The following is an 18,543-nucleotide window of genomic DNA, read 5'->3' on the forward strand; positions in this document are numbered from 1 at the left end:
CGCGGGTCAGCGCAGGAAGTCGGCGAGGCCGGTCAGGAACCGGTCCACCTCGTCGGCGGTGTTGTAGGCGGCGAGGCCGACCCGCAGCGCCGGGTCGGGCAGCTTCAACGCGGTGAACGGCTCGTACGCGTAGAACGACCCCGCCGGCGCCAAGACGTCCCGCCCGGCCAGGTGCATCCGGGCGTCCTGGGCGTTGCGGCCCGCCAGGCTCAGCAGCGTCGTCGGGGTCCGGTCGGCGGCGCGCGAGTGCACCGTCACCGTCTCCCCCAACGCGCCCAGCCCCTGCTCCAGCCGGGCCAGCAGGCCGCTCTCGTGCTCGTGCACCGCCGCGAACGACCGGGCCAGCCGCTCCCGGCGGGCGGTGCCGGCGCCCGGCGCGATCGCGGCGAGGAAGTCGACGGCCGCGGTGGCGCCGGCGAGCATCTCGTACGGCAGGGTGCCGAACTCGAACCGTTCCGGCACGGCGTCGCTCGACGGCAGCAGCTTGTCCGGCCGCAAGCCTTCCAGCAACTCGGGTGCCGCGGCGAGCACCCCGCAGTGCGGGCCGAAGAACTTGTACGGCGAGCAGACGAAGAAGTCCGCGCCCAGCGCCGGCACGTCCACGAGCCGGTGTGCCGCGAAGTGCACCCCGTCGACGTAGACCAGCGCGCCCGCCTGGTGTGCCAGGTCGGCGATCCGGCGCACCGGCGGCACCGTGCCCAGCACGTTGGAGGCGGCGGTGACCGCGACGAGCCGGGTGCGCGGCGACAGCGCCCGTTCGTAGGAGCCGAGGTCGAGCGACACGCCGTCGAGGTCGATCCAGCGGACTGTCACCCCGGCCCGCTCGGCCGCCTGGATCCACGGCCGCACGTTGCTGTCGTGTTCGAGGCGGCTGAGCACGATCTCGTCGCCGGGCTGCCACGCCTTGGCCAGGTGCCGGGAGAAGTCGTACGTCAGCTGGGTGGCGCTGCGGCCGTGCACCACGCCCTGCGCGGGCACGTTGAGCAGGTCGGCGTAGGCGGCGCGGAACTGCGCGACGAGGTCTTCGGCGTGGCGTTCGGAGGCGGTGCTCGTGCCGCGGATGGACAGCGGCCGCAGCATCGCCCCCGCGATGGCCTCGGCGACCGGGCGGGGTGTCTGGGTGCCGCCGGGCCCGTCGAAGTACGCGACGCCGTCGTCGAGGGCCGGGAAGTGGGCGCGCAGAGCCGCGGAGTCGATCACCATGCGGACAGTCTGCCCGCCGGGTTCCGCCGGCGATCACCGGGCACCGGGCCGGCATCCTGGCGGGGATGCCGGCCCGGTGCGGCTCACAGGTCGGCGGGACCGGCGACCCGGGCTTCCTGCACGGCCTCGGCGCGGCGGGCCCCGGCCTTGGCGGTGTCGTCGTCGCGGGTGACCTGCAAGCGGGCCGCGGACCGGGCGGCGGACGCGGCCGGAGCCGGGTCGGTGACGACGCCGCGGCGCACCCGGTTGGTGTCGGCGATCTTGGCGACCGGTGTGTTGCCGGTGGCGGTCAGCGCGCCGTCGATGATGTTGTCGTCGATGGTGACGCCGCCGGTGGTGCTGGTGACGCTGACGTCGCGACCCCAGAAGCCACCGGACGCGCACGAGTCGAGCGCGCCGTTCGGGCCGAGCTGCACGCCGCCCAGGTTGCCGGCGAAGGTCGCCTTGCCGCGCACCGAGCTGCCGCAGACGACGCTGCCGGTGGCGCTGTTGAGCACCGACAGCGTGCCGTCGACGAAGGAGTCGTGCACGTCGGTGTAGTAGGTGCCGGTGCTGGTCAGGTTGCCCTCGACCGAGGTGCGGTCCACCTGCACCTCCCCGGCCTGGGCGTTGACCGTGCCGGTGATGGTGCTGTCCTCGGCGTACAGGAAGCTGTCGACGGTGGTGGAGCCCTTGGCACGGACGGTGACCGCCCCGCTGGTGGCGTCCTTCAGGAACACCCCGTAGCCCCCGGCGGCCAGCACGACCGGGCCGGCGACCTCGGTGCTCGAGGCGTCGAAGTACCCGTTGCCGGCGATCCGGACGTCGCCGGCGAACCTGCCGCCACTGACGACCAGGTTGCCGCCGGCGGCGACGCTGACGTTGCCGGTGACGATCGTGCCGGTGAGCGCGCAGGACTCGCCGGCCGGGACGTACAGGTCGTTGGGCACGGTCACCGCGCCGCCGGTGCCGACGCAGTGGGTGACGAGCGCGGCGTTGGCGGCCGGGGCGGCGACGAACAGGCCGGCGAAGGAGAGGGTGGCCAGGACGGCGGTTCGTTTCAGCATGGCGTACTCCCTAGTGAGAGGATCGGGCGGCCGCGCGGACGATCGCGCCCTGCTGCCGTTTGGTGAGTGCGCCGCGGGTGACGAGCGCGGCGGTGACGGCTTCGACGTGCCGGACGAACGCGGCGTGGTCGGCGTAGTCGGCGTTCTCGGCGACCAGGTCGTTGACCGTGCAGCCGTTGCCGGTGTCGTCGTTGGGGACGCCGGTGTCGAACCCGTCGATGATCACCGTGTCGCGGATGTCCGATCCCGGGCACGCGTCCTCGCCGGAGCCGGCCACCGTGAACGTCACCGACTTCTCCGGTGCCACGTTGCCGGTGGCGTCGGTGGCCCGGTACTTCACGCTGTGCGCGCCCGCGGCGGTGACCACGACGGGAGCGGAGTAGCGGGTCCAGGCGCCGCTGTCCAGGGCGTACTCGATGACGCCCGGCTCGGAGGAGGTCACGGTGACCGTCACCGTGGCGGTGCCGTCGCCGGCCACCTGGGCCGCGGTGACCGGGGGCGTGGTGTCCGGCTCGGGCGCCGCGACCACGGTGAAGTGCGACATCTGCTCGGCGGACGTGTTGCCGGCGTTGTCGCTCGCCCGGTAGTGCAGCATGTGCGCGCCGGGCGTGCTGATCACCACCGGGGACGTGTACGCCGTCCAGGTCCCGCCGTCGAGCTGGTACTCGATGCCTGCCACCCCGGACCCGGTGTCGGTGGCGCTGACGGTCGCGGTGACCGTCCCCACGTACGCCCCGGCGCTGTTCCGCGTGCCGGCGAGCTGGATCCGCGCCGTCGGCGGCGTGGTGTCCTCCGCCGGCCCGGACTCGACCACCGTGAAGGCCAGCGAACCCACCGCCGAGGTGTTGCCCGCCGCGTCCGTGGCCCGGTACCGCATCGTGTGCTCGCCCGCGGCGGTCACCGCGACCGGCCCGGTGTACGGCTGGAAGGCGCCGCTGTCGAGGGCGTACTCGATGGTGCCCGGTTCGGAGGAGGTCACCGTGACCGTCGCGGTCCCGACGTACGCCCCCTGGTCGTTCCGCGTGCCGGCGGCCTGAGCGCTCACCGTCGGCGCGGTGGTGTCCGGTTCGCCTCCCCCACCGGTCACCGTGAACTCGCCGACCATCGTGCCGTGCCCGGGGATGGCGCAGAAGTAGCGGTACTTGCCCGGGGTGAGCGTGACGGTGGCCTCGTGCCGGCCGCCGGTCGCGTCGAACGGGTTGGCCAGGATGTTCAGCGTGACGTCGTGGTTGTAGCCCGGCGTGGAGGTGTCGAAGGTCAGCGTGTGCGGCATGCCGGTGGTGTTGCCGGTCGCCTCACTGTTCTCGAACACGATGGTGGTGGCACCGGCGGCGGCCGTGGCCGGCGCCGACTTGAAGCGGGTCACGTCGTTGTCGGCGGTCCAGGTCAGGGTCTGGGCCGCGGCCGCCGGCGCGGCGGGCGCCAGCAGCAGCAGGGCGGCCAGGATCAGCAGCAGTCTTCTCACAGCGCACGCACCCGGATGTCGCGGAACTCGACCAGGTCGGCGTCGCCGTGGTTCTGCAGGCCGATCAGGCCCTCGGTGAACTGCCGCAGGTCGGTGGGCGGGTCCCCGGCCCGCGAGGACTGCTTGCCGGGGGTGTTGTCGAACTCGTTGATGACGGTGCCGTTGCGGATGATCGTGTAGCGCTGGCCGACCACCTTGATCTCGTACGTGTTCCAGACGTTCTTGCCCGTCACACCGGCCGCGCTCAGCGGGTTCGGGTCGAAGTTGTAGACCGAACCCGTCTTCTGCGGTTCCCCGGTCTCGCCGTCGTAGATCTGGATCTCGTGGCCGCAGTAGATCGCCACCCAGGCCTGCGAGGATCTGGCCGAGCCGGTGGTGCTGCACCCCTCGGGCCGCTGGTCCAGCGGGATCCGCGGGTCCGGGAAGCGGGTGAAGACCCCGCTGTTGCCCCGGGTGGTGCCCGGTGCGACGTCGCGGAACTGCAGGGTCAGCGAGAAGTCCTTGACGGGCTTGGTGTGGTAAAGCATGCCCAGGCCGCCGCTGGGTCGCAGGGACCCGTCCGGCTGCAGGGTGAACTGCCCGCTCGGCGCCTGCACCCAGTCCCGCAGCGACTCCGGTGTGCCGTTGAACAGCGACACGTAACCGGTGTGCCCGGGCCGGCCGATCGGCGAGGCCGCGGCGACCCTGGTCAGCGCGCCCGCCTCCCGGCCGTTGAGCACGCCGTCCTTCTGCAACCGGCCCGCGACCAGGTCGACGTGCCGGACGAACGCGTCGTGGGTGGACCACGTGCTCTCGTCGTCGATCAGGTCGTCGACGGTGCAGCCCTGCCCGACGACCCGGTTGGCGACGCCGGTGTCGGAGGCGTCCAGGCGTACGGTGCCCGCCGGATCCGCCACCACGCAGCCGGCCGTGACGGTGGCCCGGACCACCGCGGTCGTCCCGTCGGCGTAGGTGACCGTCAGCGTGGCCTGGTATTCGCCGACCTTGGCGTAGGTGTGCCGCGGGTCGGCCTCGGTCGACGTCGCGCCGTCACCGAAGTTCCACTGCCACTTCACCCCGCCCGAGCGCGAGCCGTTGAAGGCGACCGTGAGCGGCTTGTCCTGCACCGCCACCGCACTGGCGGCCGGGACCGGTGTCGCCGCCCCGCCCTGGTAGGTGATCCGGATCAGTTTCTGGTTCGGGTGCAGGCTGAAGAAGCCGCCCGCGTAGTCGAGCAGGTAGAGCGCCCCGTCCGGCCCGAACTTCGCGTCCATCCAGGACTGCAGCTGCGTCGCGCCGCCGCCGGCCGGGATGATCGTGCGCAGCGACTCGGCGAAGACCGGCGGCTTGCCCGGCTCACCGACCGTGACCGCGACCCGGTTCGCCGCGTTCGACTGGTCACCGAGGAACCACTTGTCGTTCCAGTACGACGGCCAGGCGACGGTGCTGGCCGGGTCCGCCAGCTCCCGGTGGTAGGTCGGGCCGGACATCACGGCCTGCCCGCCGCCGCGCAGGTACGGCTGGGTGTAGGTGGCGTCGGCGGCGTTGTACGTCGGGATGTCGCTGCCGGGCCGCTTCGGGAAGACCGGGCCGCCGCCGTCCGGCGCGTACCAGATCATGTTGTCCTTGATCGGCGGCAGGTCGACCAGGCCGGTGTTGCGGGGCGACTCGTTCTTCGGGTTGTCGCAGTCGTACCAGCCGGTGAGCACCGAGGCGTCGGTGTTGCTGCGGTCGCGGTACGGCTGCCGGTTGCCCATGCAGTACGGCCAGCCGTGGTTGCCGGCCTCCGTGATGATGGTGGCGGTCTCGTACTTGGCCGGCCCGAGCTCCGGGTTCGGCGCCGACGCGTCCGGTCCCACCCAGCCGGCGGTGAGCCACTGCGTCTCGGGGTCGATCTGCAGGCGGGAGATGTTGCGCACGCCCATCACGTAGATCTCCGGCCGGGTCTTCGCGGTGCCCGGCGGGAACAGGTTGCCCGGCGGGACGGTGTACGTGCCGTCCGGCTCCGGGTGAATCCTGATGATCTTGCCGTTGAGGTCGTTGGTGTTGCCGGAGGTGCGCCGCGCGTCCTGGAACGACAGACCGGCGTACTCGGCGGTCCAGTTGTTGCCGGAGTAACCGCTCGACCCCTGCGAGGAGTTGCTGTCGCCCGAGCCGACGTACAGGTTGCCCTTGGCGTCGAAGGCCATGCCGCCGCCCGCGTGGCAGCAGCTGTGGATCTGCACCGGCCACTGCAGCAGGTCCTTGCGGGTGCCCTGGTCGATCGTGCGCGCCGCGTGGTCGTAGGTGAAGCGGGACACCGTACGCTGGCCGATCCGTTTGGTCCGGTCGATGGACGCGTGCGGCATCCAGTAGACGTAGAGCCAGCCGTTGTCGGCGAACTTCGGGTCCGGGACGATGCCGAGCAGACCCTCCTCGTTCTTCACGAGTTCGTCGCCGCTGCCCCGGTTGCCCATCACCGGCAGCGTGGTGAGCAGTTTGACCTGCTTGCTGCCCGGGTCCCAGGCGTGGATGGTGCCGCAGCCCAGACCGACGTCCGGGTTGTCCCAGCTGACCACCGGCCCGCTCGGGCAGGCCGCCTTGCCGACGTAGAACACCGTGCCGTCGGGCGCGATCGTCAGCCCGTGCGGTTCGCCGATCTGGTCGAGCTCACCGGTCTTGTTCGCCGCGGTCAGCCGCTCCACCCTGTAGTTCGCGGCGATCGTGGCCTTGCAGTCGCCGCGCACGATGCCGCTGGTCCAGCCGAGCGCGCCGGCCAGGTGCTTGCGGAACGCGTCCTCGCCGTACGCCGCCTCGGTGTGTCCCATGCCGGTGTAGAAGGAGCGGCCGCCGTCGTAGTCACGGCACCACGACACCGGGTGGAACGGGCTGGTCTGGCCTTCGACCTGCGCCAGGGTGTGCACGGTGCCGATCGGGTTCGGGTCCCAGCCGTACCAGCGGTCCTCGCGCGCCACGGTCCGCGGCAGGCCCTTGGTGGCCGGGTGCTCCCGGTCGAGGATGTCGACGACGCCCCGCTTCACCGCCGGCGGTGCCGGCGTCTCCGTGGTCGCGATGAACAGCCGCAGGTCGGCGAGCTGGATCAGCGGTTCGCCGGCGTTCGCGGTGATGCTCAGCCGGTAGAACTTGACCTCGGCCGGGTTCGCGATGTCGAAGCGCCGGACCTGGAACCGGTCCGCGAACGTCTGCCCGGTGCGGCGGTCCAGGTCGGTCCAGGTCTGCCCGTCGGCGGAACCCTGCAGCGTCCAGTCCTTCGGGTCGCGTCCGGGGAAGTCGTTCGCGGACGTCAACGCGTACCCGGTGATCCGCGCGGGTGCCGCGAGCTCGTAGCCGGCCCACGCGGTGGACGTGCGCACCAGCCACTTGGTGGCGCTGTCGCCGTCGGCGAGCTTGGCCCGCGTCTCGTTCGGCGGGTTCTCGCCGCTCGCGGTGACCGTCGCGACCGGGTGCGCCGCCGGGATCGCGCCGGCCGGGCGGGTGCCGATCAGGCCGGTGAACCACGTCGAGTCCAGCTGGGCGCGCCCCGCGTCGCCGATGCCGAGGAACCCGCCGCCGGCGTTGACGTGCGCTTTCAGCGCCGCTTCCTGGGTCGCGGTCAGGGTGACGCCGTCGGCGGAGAGGAAGACCACGGCACGGTACGCGGCCAGGCTGCTCGCGGTGAAGACGGCCGGGTCGGTGCTGGTGGTGGTCGTCAGGCCCTGCGCGGCGGCGAGATCTTCGATCGTGGCTGCGGCGCGCGTGACCGGGTCCTGCTGGGCGGCGGCCGCACCGGAGAAGACCAGGACGCCGGGGTCGGCCGCCGCCGCGGCGGGGGCGGTGGCGGTGGCCTCGCGGGGCGGTGCCGCGCCGAGGGTCAGAAGCGCGGCCAGTACGGCTGCCGTGATGCGCCGGGGTCTCATGAGCCGGTCCCTTCGTGTGCGTGCGGTTGTGCCGCGGTCGCGCCCGGCCCGGCGGTGTCGCCGGTGGCGGGGTGCTGGTGGCCGTGGAACCGGTCGATCGCCTCCTGGGCGCCGGCCGGCATGCTTCCGTCGGCGTTGCGGACCAGGAAGATCCCGGCCATCCCGGTGTCCGAGTGCATCTGGACGTGGCAGTGGTACATCCACGCGCCCGGCCCGACGGCCTCGCCGGCGAGCACCTGGAAGCCGAACGAGCTGCCCGGGTTGAGGTCCTTGTTGTCGATGACCTGGCTGGGGTCGGACGGCCCTTCGAGCATTCCGGTGCGGTTGTCGGCCCACCGGTGCGCGTGCAGGTGAAAGGTGTGGAACAGGTTGCCGTGACCGATCGCGATCCATTCCACGCGCTGTCCGAGATTCGCCTCGAACATCGGGGTGTTGGGCGCGCTCCTGTTGTTGACGAGCATGTCGTTGAACACGACGGTGAACTGTTTGTCCGGCAGCAGGTCGCCGCGCCGCCGGACGATCAGTGCCCCGTACAGTCCTTTCGCGAGCCCGCCGGTGCCGTGCTCGGTCCCGAGGGCGTGGTCGTGGTAGTGCCAGTAACCGGCACTGCCCGGCATGAACCGGCGCCCCGCGGCCGCCGTCATCTCGTGCGAACGCCAGACGTACGTCCGGGTCTGGCCGGGTTCGTTGAAGCTGTCGTTGAACGGCGAGCCGTCCGAGTCGGTGCTGTAGTCGACGCCGTGCGGGTGGATCGACAGCCGCTGGGTGGTCGTGTTGACCAGCGTGATCTCGAGCGTGTCCCCCTCGTACATCTCGAGCACCGGCCCCGGCACTGTCGCGCCGCCGCGGGTCAGCCCGTAACCGATCAGCCCGCCCGGCAGCGCCTCGGCATAGATGGTGAGCTTCTTGGTGACGCCCGCCGCTGCCCGCGCCGGTTCACCCCTGCTGAGGGCGACCGCGCCCCCGGTCAGCCCGAGCACTCCGGTCGCGGCGAGCAGCGACCTCCTGCGGACCTGCTGCCGGTCCCCGTTGACAACGTTGTCGTCCATGCGCGTCCTCCGGCGCTCCCGGCCACGCCGGGACGCCTGGTGTCGTGAGACTTCGGTGCCTGCGATGGATGCATGCCGTGAACGCATGCGCGTTTCGGCAGGCGCCGGTTCTCGTCCACGGCCCTGCCACGCCGGGCCGACTGTTACCGGCAGGCGTTGTGCGTGTCACCAACTTTTGTCGGAAAAATCAAAACTTCGGTCCGATGTGACGAATCTATGACTCTCATCAATGGAAGTAAAGGCTTCTTAAAGGAAAGCCATCGTGGGAGCGCGCCCATTTTCAGCCGATACACATTGACGCAGACCACCACGTAAAAGCGGGCTTCCAGCACGATGAACGGCCCCGTTCCGCACTGGCTAAGATCCTCCGGGCCGCCGACGGCGGCGGCCGCAGCGGAAGGAGCGCATCGATGACCGACCCGGCCCGCCCCGGTGGCACCGTGTACGGGCGTGGCGGCGTCGACGTCAGCGACGGCGTACCGGCCCGGCTCCCCCGCACCCTGATCGCCGCCGTCAGTGCCGGGGTCGTCGCCGTGCTCGGCGTCGGCTACCTGGCCTGGAACACCACCGGCGGCAGCGCCGACAAACCGGCAGCGGCCGCGGCCACCGCGCCCACGTCACCGGTGGTGACCGCGCCCGCCGCCTCTGCGGTGAGCACCGCCCCGGCACCGGCGCAACTCGCCGCCGGGTCGTGGCTGCTCTCCCCCGCCGGCGAACCGGAAACCCATCTGAGCGTGCGCGACGACGTCGCCACGATGTCCCCCATCGACCCGGCGACCCTGACCGCGGTCGCCGGACTGGCCGACGACACCTGCTTCTCGTTCCGCACCGGCGACGACCGGTACCTGCGCCACTTCGACTACCGGCTGCGCTTCGACGCCTCCGAGGACTCGGACCTCTTCCGCGCCGACGCCACCTTCTGCCCGGGACCCGGCGCCGACGCGGGAACGTTCCGGCTGCGCTCGAAGAACTACCCCGAGCACCTGGTGCACCGCCGCGACGACGACTCGCTCTACATCGACAAGCCGAGCGGCGACGACGCCGAGTCCACCTTCGCGGTCCAGCCCGGCACCTGAACCGGCCGGCGCCGGGTCCACACCGTTGTTGATCTGCTGGCGGTCCGAAATCGCGGTTTCACCCCCATGATCACAGCGATTTCGTAGCGCCAGCAGATCAACAACGCCGCGTCCTTTGTCCTGCGGATTGTCTGCCCCGGAGACGATCGAGTACGTTGTGGGCACGCCGACGAGCTGGAAGGAGGTCAGAACACCATGTCCGATGTTCTGCGCCCTTCCCGCACACCGGCGTCTTCGCGGGTCTGACCGGGCGCTTCGCTGCCGAAGGATCACGCCATGACCGATCTGGTCGTCCGCCCGCTCGTCGCGGGTGAGGAAAGCCTGTTCACCTCGATGCCCGACCCGCTGCCCGACGTGCCGAAGAACAGTTACGCCGACGGCCTCGCCGGTGGTGGCTACCGGCCGGAGCACACCTGGGTCGCCCTGCGTGGCGGCCGGGTCGTCGCCCGGGCCGCCTGGGTGCTGCCGCCGGGTGCGGCCGGCCGGCCCTGGCTGGAGTGGTTCGACCTGAGCGACGAGCCCGACGTGGGCGCCGAGCTGCTGCGGGCCGCGCACACCGCGTTCGGCGGTCCGACGCTCTACCACGCCGCGATGCCACCGGACTGGCGGCAGAACCCGGCGGCCCGGCCACCGATGGCGGCGGCGCGGCTGGCCGGGCTGGTCGAGCAGGGTGAGCGGTTGCGGTTCCGCTGGACCGGTACGCCGAAGGTGAGCAGCGCGGTGCACCGGCACGGAGATCCGGCCGGCACGGATGTCCCGATGCCACCGGGGCGGTATGCCGTCCGCCCCGCCACCGACCGCACGGAGATCACCTCGCTTGTCGCCCGGAACGCCGCACCGCAGATCCTGACCGGGTCGGAGACGGCCCGGGCGGTGGCCGGCGTGGACCTGGCCACCGACCCGCTGTCGTGGGTTCCCGGCCCACCGCAGACCTGGCGGATCGCCCTGCGCGACGGGGAACCGGTCGGGCTCGCGGCGGCCGCGGGCGACGTCTGCTACCCGATGGTCGCCTACCTCGGCCTGACCGACCCGGACGCGCTGGACGCACTGCTCGCCGACGTCGTCGCGGTGCTGCACGCCGGTGGCGCCGCCGAGGTGGTGGCCGACGTGGACGCGTACCGCATCGGGGTGGTGGCCGCGCTGGAACGGGCCGGTTTCCGGCCGGTGCGCTCCCGGATCACGTTCGTCCCGGCCGGCTGACCGCACGCCGGCCGGTGGCCGCACCGGTTCTCCAGACCCGGTGCGGCCGCCGGCGCGGCCCGCTTACCTCACCGAAGCCCGGCGCGTCCCGCTCACCTCACCAAAACCCCGTGCGGCCCGCTCACCTCACCGAAGCCCGGCGCGGCCGTCAGCGCGCCGCGGTCCCGCTGCCGATGCCCGGCGCCGTCACGGCGTGGCGTACCAGGGAGCCGAGCACCCGCGTGGAGTCGGCCAGCCCTCGGAAGTTGGAGCCGCTGTTGCCGTCGAGGTACGTCGTCTCGATCGGCACCTCGTCGAAACCGCAGCCATTGCCCACGGCCGCCAGCAGAACGTTCATCTCGTAGTCGAACCGCTCCCCCGGCACCGCGGCGAACCGCTCCAGCAGCGCCGCGGGATAGCACCGCAATCCGGTCTGGGTGTCCGAAACCGATCGGCCGGTGACCGCCTGGAACAGCCACTGGACGACGAAGTTGCCGAGCCTGCTGCGCGGCGGCATGCGATCGAACCGGCGTACGCCCAGCACCATCCGCCCCTGCCCGGCGCGCCCGTCCAGCGCGCGGATGTCGGTGATCCCGTGCTGGCCGTCACCGTCCACGGTGAGCACATCGCGGCCGGGGTGCGTCGCGAGCACGTACCGGAAACCGGTCTTGAGCGCGGCGCCCTTGCCCCGGTTGACCGGGTGCCTCAGCACCGTGCAGCCGCGTTCACGGACTTTCGCCAGCAGCGCGTCGGCGGCCGGACCACTCCCGTCGTCGACCACCACCACGCTCGCCGCATCATCGACCACCCGCATCAGGTCGTCGAGCAACACCACGAACTGATCTCCGGGCCGGTGTACGGGTAGCAGCACGACACTCTTCAACGTCATCTCCCTGAGCCTGCGACGATGCGAGGGCTGTTACCCCACCGGGCGTCGCCCGTACCCCGTCCGCCCCGCATCACGCAGAAGAGTGACAAGTCGTCGTTCCCGGCGCAGCAGCACCTCGGGCCGCCGGGTGCCGAGGAAACCGAGCCGGGCGGCGAGCAGCACCAGCCGTTCGTCGTGCGGCTCACCGCCGCGGGCCGGGATGTCCAGCAGCGCCGGGCCGCGCAGCCCGAGGACCTTCCCGGCGAGGAACCGCACCCGGGGCAGGTGCCAGCCGTGCGTGACCAGGCCCAGCGGGTGCCGGGCGTCGAACTCGTACCCGGCCAGCAGCCCGTCCTGCACGGTGTGCAGCAGGTTCTCCAGGGTGCTGCGCGAGCGCGTCTCGGCGTGCAGATCGGCGCGGGCGTCGAACCCGTCGGCCACCGCGGCCCGGAGCATCAGGTCACCCTCGCGCTCGCCGTCCGGTGGCCGCTCGGCCCCGTCGGCGGCCTCGGCCCACCCGCCGGTGAAGATCACCCGTGGGCGGTCCGGGCCGGTGGCGTGCTCGACGACGTACCGCTGCGCGGCCCGCACCCGCTCCAGGCTCTCCCCGGTGAGGTCCCAGCCGTGCCGGGCCCGGTGGACGCCGCGGCCGAACACCAGCAGGACCGCTGCTGACGCCATCACACCACCCTTGCCGGCCGTCCCGTCGCCACCGCCGGCGAGGGCAGACCCACGAGCCTACGCCGGGCGCCCGAACTCCATGATCAGGACCGGGTGCTGCTTCCCGCCGTGACCGGCCGCGATCGGACGGCGAGCCAGGGGCAGCACCTGCGCGAGTACGCAGACGATCGGGTGGGGCCGCCGCGGCAGCACCCACCCGATCACCGTGTACGGCGGATCAGCGCCGGCGGCGCAGAAGCGTCATGACCAGCAGAACAGCTCCTCCGATGAACAATCCGATCATCACTGACTGCACCAGTCCGCTGCTGCCCTCACCGAAGACATCCGCGGACAGCGCCGCCAGCAGCCCGCCGGCGACCACGAACGCGACGACGGAAAGGGTCACCAGCAAGGACGTGTTGGGTGTGGTTCTGGTCGTCATGAGCGCACCTTCGGTCTCGATCGGTCAATGCGGCACAGAATCAGGAATCTTCCATAGCCTGCTCGATGCCCTTTCCGGCGCACCCGCCGATGGCGCCGAGAGCGGCTCCGACGGCGATGCCCTTGGGCCCGGCGAACGCGCCGCCGATGGCACCGGCGACGAGACCGCCCGCAGCTCCCTCGATGCAGGCGTCCGCGAGGTTGTTACCCGTTTTCAGGCCCGTCGGATCGGTGTAGTCGCAAGGGTTTCCGGCGGCGTAGGCGTACCGGTTGCCCTGCGCCGGGTCGGCGAGGAACGTGAGCGCGTCCTGCTGGGTGAAGCGACCAGTGTTGGCGTCGTACCAGCGCTTGCCGAACTTGGTCAGGTCACCGTTGGCCAGGCCGCCGGCGTAACCGAGCACGGTCTCGTTCATCTCCGCGGCGTTGGCGACCGTGGCCGTGACCTTGCCGTACGGGTCGTAGGAGCGGGTGCCCGCCAGCGCGCCGTTGTCGTCGACGAGGCCGACCACCGAGCCGATCCCGTCGAGGACGTAGAAGAAGTGGCGCTCGCCGCCGCTCTCGTGCACACGGGTGCCGAGCGGGTTCTGGCGGTCGTCACGCTCGATGTAGTGCCACTTGGTCCAGTTGCTCGTGGTGTACGACTGCACGACCGGCTGGCCGTACTCGGCGTTGAGACCCCACCACCAGCCCTCACCGTGTGCGCCGTCGGTCCACGACAGCTCCACCTGGTCCGGTCCGGCGTAGTGGTAGCTCGTCGTGGCGCCGGAGGCGTTCTGGTTGCTGGTGGTGTGCCCGGCCGCGTTGTACGTCGCGGACCGGGTCGCCGAGCCGTTGGTCTGGTTGCCGGCGGCGTCGTAGGTGTAGCCGCTGCTGGAGATCTGGTTGGCCGAGTTGAACGTCAACGCCTGAGCGCTGACCCCGTCCACCGTGGAGGTCTTGCGGTTGCCGTTGCTGTCGTAGGTGTAGTCGTACGTCTTGCCGTTGAAGTTGGCCGCCTTGGTCAGGCGGTTGCCCTTGTCGTGGGTGTAGACGGTGACCGCACCGGCGCGGTGGTGGTCGGTCTGCCACTGGCGCAGCCCGGTGTCGTCGGCCGACACGGTGGAGCAGGCCGCGGTGCCGACCCGTTTGGCGTAGCAATAGGACACGTCGTAGACCGTGGACGCGGTGTCCGTGCCGTTGACCTTCTGCCAGCGCTTCGTCGTGGTCCGGGTGAGCCGGCCCGACTTGTCGAAGGCGTTCTGCGTCTCGGCGACGTACTGCGGGGTGGGGGTCGACTTGGTGACGCTGAGCCGGGTGTGGGTGCGGCGTCCCTCGTCGTCGTTGACGAAGGTGTAGACGGCACTGCCCGCGGTGGCCTTGGTGAGCAGGTTGCGGGAGTTGTACTCGTAGTACGTGTTGCCCCGCTCGTCGACGAGGTGGATCAGGTTGCCGACCGGGTCGTAGCCGTACCACTGGTGGTCGTAGCGGCCGACCGGCCGGTTCAGGCGGTCGAAGGTGAAGGTGCGCGCGCCGTCCGCGGCTTGGCGCTGGGTGATGTTGCCGGCGCCGTCGTGGCTGTAGGTGACCGGAGTCGTGGAGTCGGAGTACCAGGTGCCGACGATGCGGTCATCGAGGTCGTACTCGTAGGTGGCGACCCGCCCGGCGCCGTCGCTGGCGGTGCGGATCCGGCCGAACGAGTCGTAGGTGAAGTCACGCGCGCCGAGGCTGTTGCCCGTCGGCGGCGTCAGCTTCGTGAGCTGCTTGTCACCGTTGTAGACGTACGTGGTGCCGTTGGTGCCGTTGCCCGGGTCGGTGGACTTCTTCACGGTGCCGTCGCTGTTGTACTCGACCTTGGCCTCGGCAGCGAGCGCGTCCTTGGACGACAGCTTGTTGCCGGCGCCGTTGTAGGTGAACGCGCTGGCGTTGCCCTGCGTGTCGGTCGACGAGGACGGCTGGTAGTTGGCGGTCGGGTTCGCCGAGGTCGGCGCGTTCGCGTACGCCCAGGTGGTCTTCGACCCGGTCGCCGACGACGAGGTGGTCAGCGATTGCCCGCTGTTCGCGCCGAAGGTGTTCGACGAGGTGTTGTTGAGGGCGTCGGTGGCCGAGGCCACGTCGTGCAAGGGGGTGTAGGTCTTCTTGCGTTCCTTGCCGGCCGGGTCGACGGCCTTGGTGACCCGCTTGTCGCTGTTGATGGTGTACGTGGTGCGGGGCACGCCGGCGACCGGCTGGGTGAGATCCTGGTTCGCGTCGGCAACCAGAGTCTCGGTCGCCGAGGGGTAGGCGAAGCGGGTGGTCGCACCGGTGGAGCCGCCGGAGTCGTAGGCGCGGGTCACCGAGGTCACCCGGTGCGCCGAGTCGTAGGTCAGCCGGGTGGTGGCGCCGGTGTCGCCGGCGCTGTCCAGGACACCGCTGGTGATCGCGGTGAGCCGGTGCTGCGCGTCGTAGCTGAACCCGGTCCAGCGGCCGGTGCCGGTGGCGATGCCGGCCAGGTCGCCGGCGGCGTCGTAGAAGTAGCCGATACCCCGGGCGGCGCTGCCGTTGACGAACTGCTTGATCGTTTCGATCTTGCCGTTGGCGTGGTAGTAGACCTGCACGGTGCGGGCGTCCGCCGAGCCGCGATCGGACTTGATCGAGGTCAGTTGCCCGGCCGTATCGTAGGTGTAGTCGGTGACGTTGTCGTTGCGGTCCAGGGTGCGGTCCAGCAGACCCGCGGAGGTGAAGTACTGCTCTCGCCCGCTCGAGTGCTCGGTCAGCTTCCATCCGGCGCCGTCGGCGACCAGGGTGGCCTTGAACTCGCTCGGCGAGGTGTAGCCCGTGCTCGTCTTGACGAACCGGCCGACCACACCGTCGGACGCGACGTAGGTGACCGAGTTGTCGTCCGCTTTGATCAGCTTGACGTCGATGCCGGAGCGGGTGCGCCAGCCGTGCCCCAAGGATCCGGACTGGATGTCCGAGCCGACGAACAGGCTGTTGTACGCGGCGCCCAGGACGAGGTCGTCCTCCAGCCCCGGCAGTGTCATGTCGGTGGTACGGACCAGCAGGTTGCCCGAGCCGACGTTGACGTCCAGACTCACCCGGTCGGACAGGGCGAACGACGTGAACGTCGCGTTGCGCGCGGGCCCGGTGCCCTTCGGCACCGACACCGGTCCGGCGAGCAGGCTCGCCTTCGCCGACGACGTGCTGAGCGCGATCTTCTTGCCCGAGCCGGGCGAGGCCGGCTGCGCCGGTCGGTCCTTCTCAGCGGTCGACGGAGCCGGTGGGGGCGCGGCGACGGCCGGCTGCGGCACTGCGATCACCGCGGCCAGCGCGGTCAATCCGGCGATGGACAATCTGATACTTCGAGCTGCCAACTCTTCCTCCGTGGGACCCTGCGCAGCAGATGAAGCCCTGCGGCGAGCGGTACCCGGGCACGGTGAATCAGCCGGCCCGCGCAGCGCGCGAGCCGACCGTGAAGAGCTGCTGATTCCCCGTCCCCGTATACACGCCCATCACTGAGCGACATGACCTTGGCACGCTGCGTCTGTCCAAAACGGACCGCCGCTTCGTTTTCTCGCCACCCGCAATCAGGTGCTGCTCGACATGCGAGCCCGGCAGATCTTTGCTAGAAGGCAAATAGTCGTTGGGGGAGATGCCGTCGCCGGGCACCGGCTCCCCGTGCGGATCTGTGCCTCCTAGACTTCGCCTGTCGTTGTCGCAGAGTTCAGAACGACGTCAATCAGCCTCATCACCCGGGGACGGCGTGCCTCAACGGCCGTCCGGCTCGGGGCCGGCCGTGGGCTCAGTCGGCGGCGGGCAGGGGCTGTTCGGGCCAGCCGAGGGCGCGCGCCCCGAGCACGGCGGCCTGCAGAGTGAAGCGGTGAGCGGGGTCGGCCGGGTCGTAGCCGGTGAGGGCGCGGACGCGTTCCAGCCGATAGGTCACCGTCCGGACGGACACGTGGATACGCTTCGCGGTCTCGGGCTTCCTCGTAGGAGCGGGCGATGCCGTAGAGGCCGGGATGGGGGCGGCCGACCGCGATGCGCCAGGGCCGGCCGCGCGGCAACCGGCGCAGCTGGTCGTGCATCAACCGCCCGAGGTCGTCGGTGACGTCCCGGCCCGACGGCACGGACCGGCGTTCTCCTGGCGACCATGTCGTCTCACCCTCCTCAAACAGTTGGTTCCCGTGCGCCGGGCGCAGCGGGTGCGGCAGCTGTCAGGCCGCCTCGGGTGCCGGCCCGACCACCATCACCGGGCACGGCGCGTGCTCGATCAGGCCCCGGCTCGTCGATCCCATGACCAGTCCGCCGAACCCACCGAGGCCACGGGACCCGACGACGAGCAGTTCAGCCAGGGGTGTCGCCGGCGCTCTGCCATCGGATCCATCGAGCCTGATGGCAAAAGGCCCGCGGTCCACCCGCAGCCGATCCGGCAGGGTGCGTGACGTGCATAGCTGCGGGCGCTGGCGAGGCCCCTCCGGTAACCGGGATCGCTGCTCGGCGGCGAGCGAGCCGACCCGCTGATGGCTCCAGTCTGCCGGGCAGCCGCCGCGAACGCAGCGTGCGATCCCGGACAGCGCAGCGGGCTTACATTGCCGACGACCGGCAAGGTGCACCCGCGCGGACGCGCGCCCATGGCTTCGCGTGGACGGCTCAGGACCGGTCGGAACGTAAGATGCCCGTCGTGTTGGGTGTCTACTTCGCGATCACACCGGAGCAGGAACAATCGCTCCTCGCCGCCGACGACAACGACGAGGTGGCCGACATCCTTGAGGACCTCGAGGAATCGTGGAGCGACGCCACGCTCAGGGTCGACACCGACAGGGCATGGGACGCCATTCACCGTTGCCTGGCGGAGGGCACACTGGATCCGGACAGCGGCGAGTACCCGTTGTCCCACGCCGTGCTCGGCGGACGCCACCTGCACGACGAGTACTACGTCGTCCACCTGGCCGCGTCGCAGGTCCGTGACGTGTCCGAGGCCCTTCAAGCCGTGGACCCGGCCTGGTTTCGTCGCCGGTTCGACGCCATCGACGATCCTGACTATGACGGCGCTCGGGACGCCGCGGACTTCGACTACACCTGGACGAACTTCGTCGATGTCCGAGAGTTCTACGCCCGGGCGGCGGCCGCCGGACGGCCGGTAATCTTCACCGCCGCCTAGACCGGGCGTGCGAGGTCGCTCCGGTAGCGGATGCGGTGACGACGATGGGGGCGCCGCAGCTGGGGCCCGCTCAGCCCGCTTCGTTGATCTCTATCAGGTGCCCGTCGGGGTCCCGCAGGAACGCCCGCACCTCACCACCCCACACCGGCACAACCGGTGGGCCCAGCAACACCACACCGGCGTCGACGAGCTCCGCGCACGCCTTGCGGCAGTCCACCACCTGCATCACCAGTGCGGCCACCACCGCGTCCGCATCGCCGGGCGCGATCAACGCCACCGACGGCCGGTCCGGTGGCGGATCACCCGGCACGGCCAGATGCAGGACACCCGGGCCGTTGGTGAGCTTGGCATAACCGGACCACGTCACCAGCGGCTCGAACCCGAGCCGCCGGTAGAAGTCCACACTCGTCGCGATGTCCCGCACCACCAGCAGCGGCGCCACCCCCGAAATACGCACGGAATCAACATACGCCGATACGACATGTTGATCTGCCAGCGCTACGAAATCGCGGTGATCATGGGCCTGAAACCGCGATTTCGCATCGCCAGCAGATCAACACGGATC

At 70.9% G+C, this 18,543-nt stretch carries 15 protein-coding genes and 1 pseudogene; 3 read left to right on the forward strand and 13 right to left on the reverse strand.

Annotated features, from left to right (window positions below; genetic code table 11):
* Positions 1-6: 6 nt before the first annotated feature.
* From LPA41_RS32480 to LPA41_RS32500, 5 genes are all read right to left on the reverse strand, one after another.
* Complete coding sequence (locus tag LPA41_RS32480; RefSeq protein ID WP_229074937.1) at positions 7-1,203, reverse strand: cysteine desulfurase-like protein; 1,197 nt, start codon at positions 1,201-1,203, stop codon at positions 7-9.
* A gap of 83 nt (positions 1,204-1,286) precedes the next feature.
* Positions 1,287-2,249, reverse strand: coding sequence for a hypothetical protein (locus tag LPA41_RS32485; protein WP_229074938.1), 963 nt, complete (start codon positions 2,247-2,249; stop codon positions 1,287-1,289).
* A 10-nt stretch (positions 2,250-2,259) separates the two neighbouring features.
* Complete coding sequence (locus tag LPA41_RS32490; protein ID WP_229074939.1) at positions 2,260-3,714, reverse strand: OmpL47-type beta-barrel domain-containing protein; 1,455 nt, start codon at positions 3,712-3,714, stop codon at positions 2,260-2,262.
* Positions 3,711-7,589, reverse strand: a complete 3,879-nt coding sequence (locus LPA41_RS32495) for a ThuA domain-containing protein (protein WP_229074940.1) — start codon at positions 7,587-7,589, stop codon at positions 3,711-3,713. Before LPA41_RS32495 ends, LPA41_RS32490 begins: the two co-directional genes overlap by 4 nt.
* The gene (locus tag LPA41_RS32500) at positions 7,586-8,638 is read right to left on the reverse strand and encodes a multicopper oxidase domain-containing protein (protein ID WP_229074941.1); all 1,053 of its coding nucleotides are present in this window, start codon (positions 8,636-8,638) and stop codon (positions 7,586-7,588) included. The genes LPA41_RS32495 and LPA41_RS32500 overlap by 4 nt, the downstream gene beginning before the upstream one ends.
* A gap of 410 nt (positions 8,639-9,048) precedes the next feature.
* On the opposite strand from LPA41_RS32500, the gene LPA41_RS32505 reads away from it, so the two are divergent.
* Positions 9,049-9,714: an AbfB domain-containing protein gene (locus LPA41_RS32505; protein ID WP_229074942.1), complete on the forward strand. Its 666-nt coding sequence runs from the start codon at positions 9,049-9,051 to the stop codon at positions 9,712-9,714.
* 276 nt (positions 9,715-9,990) lie between these two features.
* Entirely contained in the window at positions 9,991-10,914 is a 924-nt protein-coding gene (locus LPA41_RS32510) for an acetyltransferase (protein ID WP_229074943.1), read from the forward strand.
* Positions 10,915-11,062: 148 nt separating this feature from the next.
* On the opposite strand, the gene LPA41_RS32515 is transcribed toward LPA41_RS32510, so the two are convergent.
* The 7 genes and pseudogenes from LPA41_RS32515 to LPA41_RS43360 form a co-directional block, all read right to left on the reverse strand.
* Positions 11,063-11,782 (reverse strand): glycosyltransferase family 2 protein, encoded by a 720-nt coding sequence (locus LPA41_RS32515; RefSeq protein WP_229074944.1) that lies wholly within the window; start codon positions 11,780-11,782, stop codon positions 11,063-11,065.
* 30 nt (positions 11,783-11,812) lie between these two features.
* A complete protein-coding gene (locus LPA41_RS32520) occupies positions 11,813-12,442 on the reverse strand; it encodes a YdcF family protein (RefSeq protein ID WP_229074945.1) in 630 nt (209 codons plus the stop codon).
* A gap of 217 nt (positions 12,443-12,659) precedes the next feature.
* Positions 12,660-12,863: a hypothetical protein gene (locus LPA41_RS32525; RefSeq protein ID WP_229074946.1), complete on the reverse strand. Its 204-nt coding sequence runs from the start codon at positions 12,861-12,863 to the stop codon at positions 12,660-12,662.
* 40 nt (positions 12,864-12,903) lie between these two features.
* Positions 12,904-16,191, reverse strand: coding sequence for an RHS repeat-associated core domain-containing protein (locus LPA41_RS32530; RefSeq protein ID WP_229074947.1), 3,288 nt, complete (start codon positions 16,189-16,191; stop codon positions 12,904-12,906).
* Between the two features lie 428 nt (positions 16,192-16,619).
* A complete protein-coding gene (locus LPA41_RS32535) occupies positions 16,620-16,775 on the reverse strand; it encodes a helix-turn-helix domain-containing protein (protein ID WP_229074948.1) in 156 nt (51 codons plus the stop codon).
* 76 nt (positions 16,776-16,851) lie between these two features.
* A pseudogene (locus LPA41_RS32540) lies at positions 16,852-16,902 on the reverse strand (hypothetical protein); the annotation flags it as partial.
* 129 nt (positions 16,903-17,031) lie between these two features.
* Positions 17,032-17,430 (reverse strand): universal stress protein, encoded by a 399-nt coding sequence (locus LPA41_RS43360; RefSeq protein ID WP_374238233.1) that lies wholly within the window; start codon positions 17,428-17,430, stop codon positions 17,032-17,034.
* A 59-nt stretch (positions 17,431-17,489) separates the two neighbouring features.
* Between LPA41_RS43360 and LPA41_RS32550 the strand changes: the two genes are divergently transcribed.
* Complete coding sequence (locus LPA41_RS32550; RefSeq protein WP_229074949.1) at positions 17,490-17,978, forward strand: YfbM family protein; 489 nt, start codon at positions 17,490-17,492, stop codon at positions 17,976-17,978.
* 70 nt (positions 17,979-18,048) lie between these two features.
* On the opposite strand, the gene LPA41_RS32555 is transcribed toward LPA41_RS32550, so the two are convergent.
* Positions 18,049-18,435: a VOC family protein gene (locus LPA41_RS32555; protein WP_229074950.1), complete on the reverse strand. Its 387-nt coding sequence runs from the start codon at positions 18,433-18,435 to the stop codon at positions 18,049-18,051.
* Between the last annotated feature and the right edge of the window lie 108 nt (positions 18,436-18,543).

The sequence above is a fragment of the Actinoplanes sp. DH11 genome (genome assembly GCF_020873875.1).
GTDB lineage: Bacteria > Actinomycetota > Actinomycetes > Mycobacteriales > Micromonosporaceae > Actinoplanes.

What these genes read in the sequence shown, in the direction of transcription:
- LPA41_RS32480 (WP_229074937.1), bottom strand. Translation starts at nt 1,203, where the DNA reads ATGGTGATCGACTCCGCGGCTCTGCGCGCCCACTTCCCGGCCCTCGAC.
- LPA41_RS32485 (WP_229074938.1), bottom strand. Translation starts at nt 2,249, where the DNA reads ATGCTGAAACGAACCGCCGTCCTGGCCACCCTCTCCTTCGCCGGCCTG.
- LPA41_RS32495 (WP_229074940.1), bottom strand. Translation starts at nt 7,589, where the DNA reads ATGAGACCCCGGCGCATCACGGCAGCCGTACTGGCCGCGCTTCTGACC.
- LPA41_RS32500 (WP_229074941.1), bottom strand. Translation starts at nt 8,638, where the DNA reads ATGGACGACAACGTTGTCAACGGGGACCGGCAGCAGGTCCGCAGGAGG.
- LPA41_RS32505 (WP_229074942.1), top strand. Translation starts at nt 9,049, where the DNA reads ATGACCGACCCGGCCCGCCCCGGTGGCACCGTGTACGGGCGTGGCGGC.
- LPA41_RS32510 (WP_229074943.1), top strand. Translation starts at nt 9,991, where the DNA reads ATGACCGATCTGGTCGTCCGCCCGCTCGTCGCGGGTGAGGAAAGCCTG.
- LPA41_RS32515 (WP_229074944.1), bottom strand. Translation starts at nt 11,782, where the DNA reads ATGACGTTGAAGAGTGTCGTGCTGCTACCCGTACACCGGCCCGGAGAT.
- LPA41_RS32520 (WP_229074945.1), bottom strand. Translation starts at nt 12,442, where the DNA reads ATGGCGTCAGCAGCGGTCCTGCTGGTGTTCGGCCGCGGCGTCCACCGG.
- LPA41_RS32525 (WP_229074946.1), bottom strand. Translation starts at nt 12,863, where the DNA reads ATGACGACCAGAACCACACCCAACACGTCCTTGCTGGTGACCCTTTCC.
- LPA41_RS32550 (WP_229074949.1), top strand. Translation starts at nt 17,490, where the DNA reads ATGCCCGTCGTGTTGGGTGTCTACTTCGCGATCACACCGGAGCAGGAA.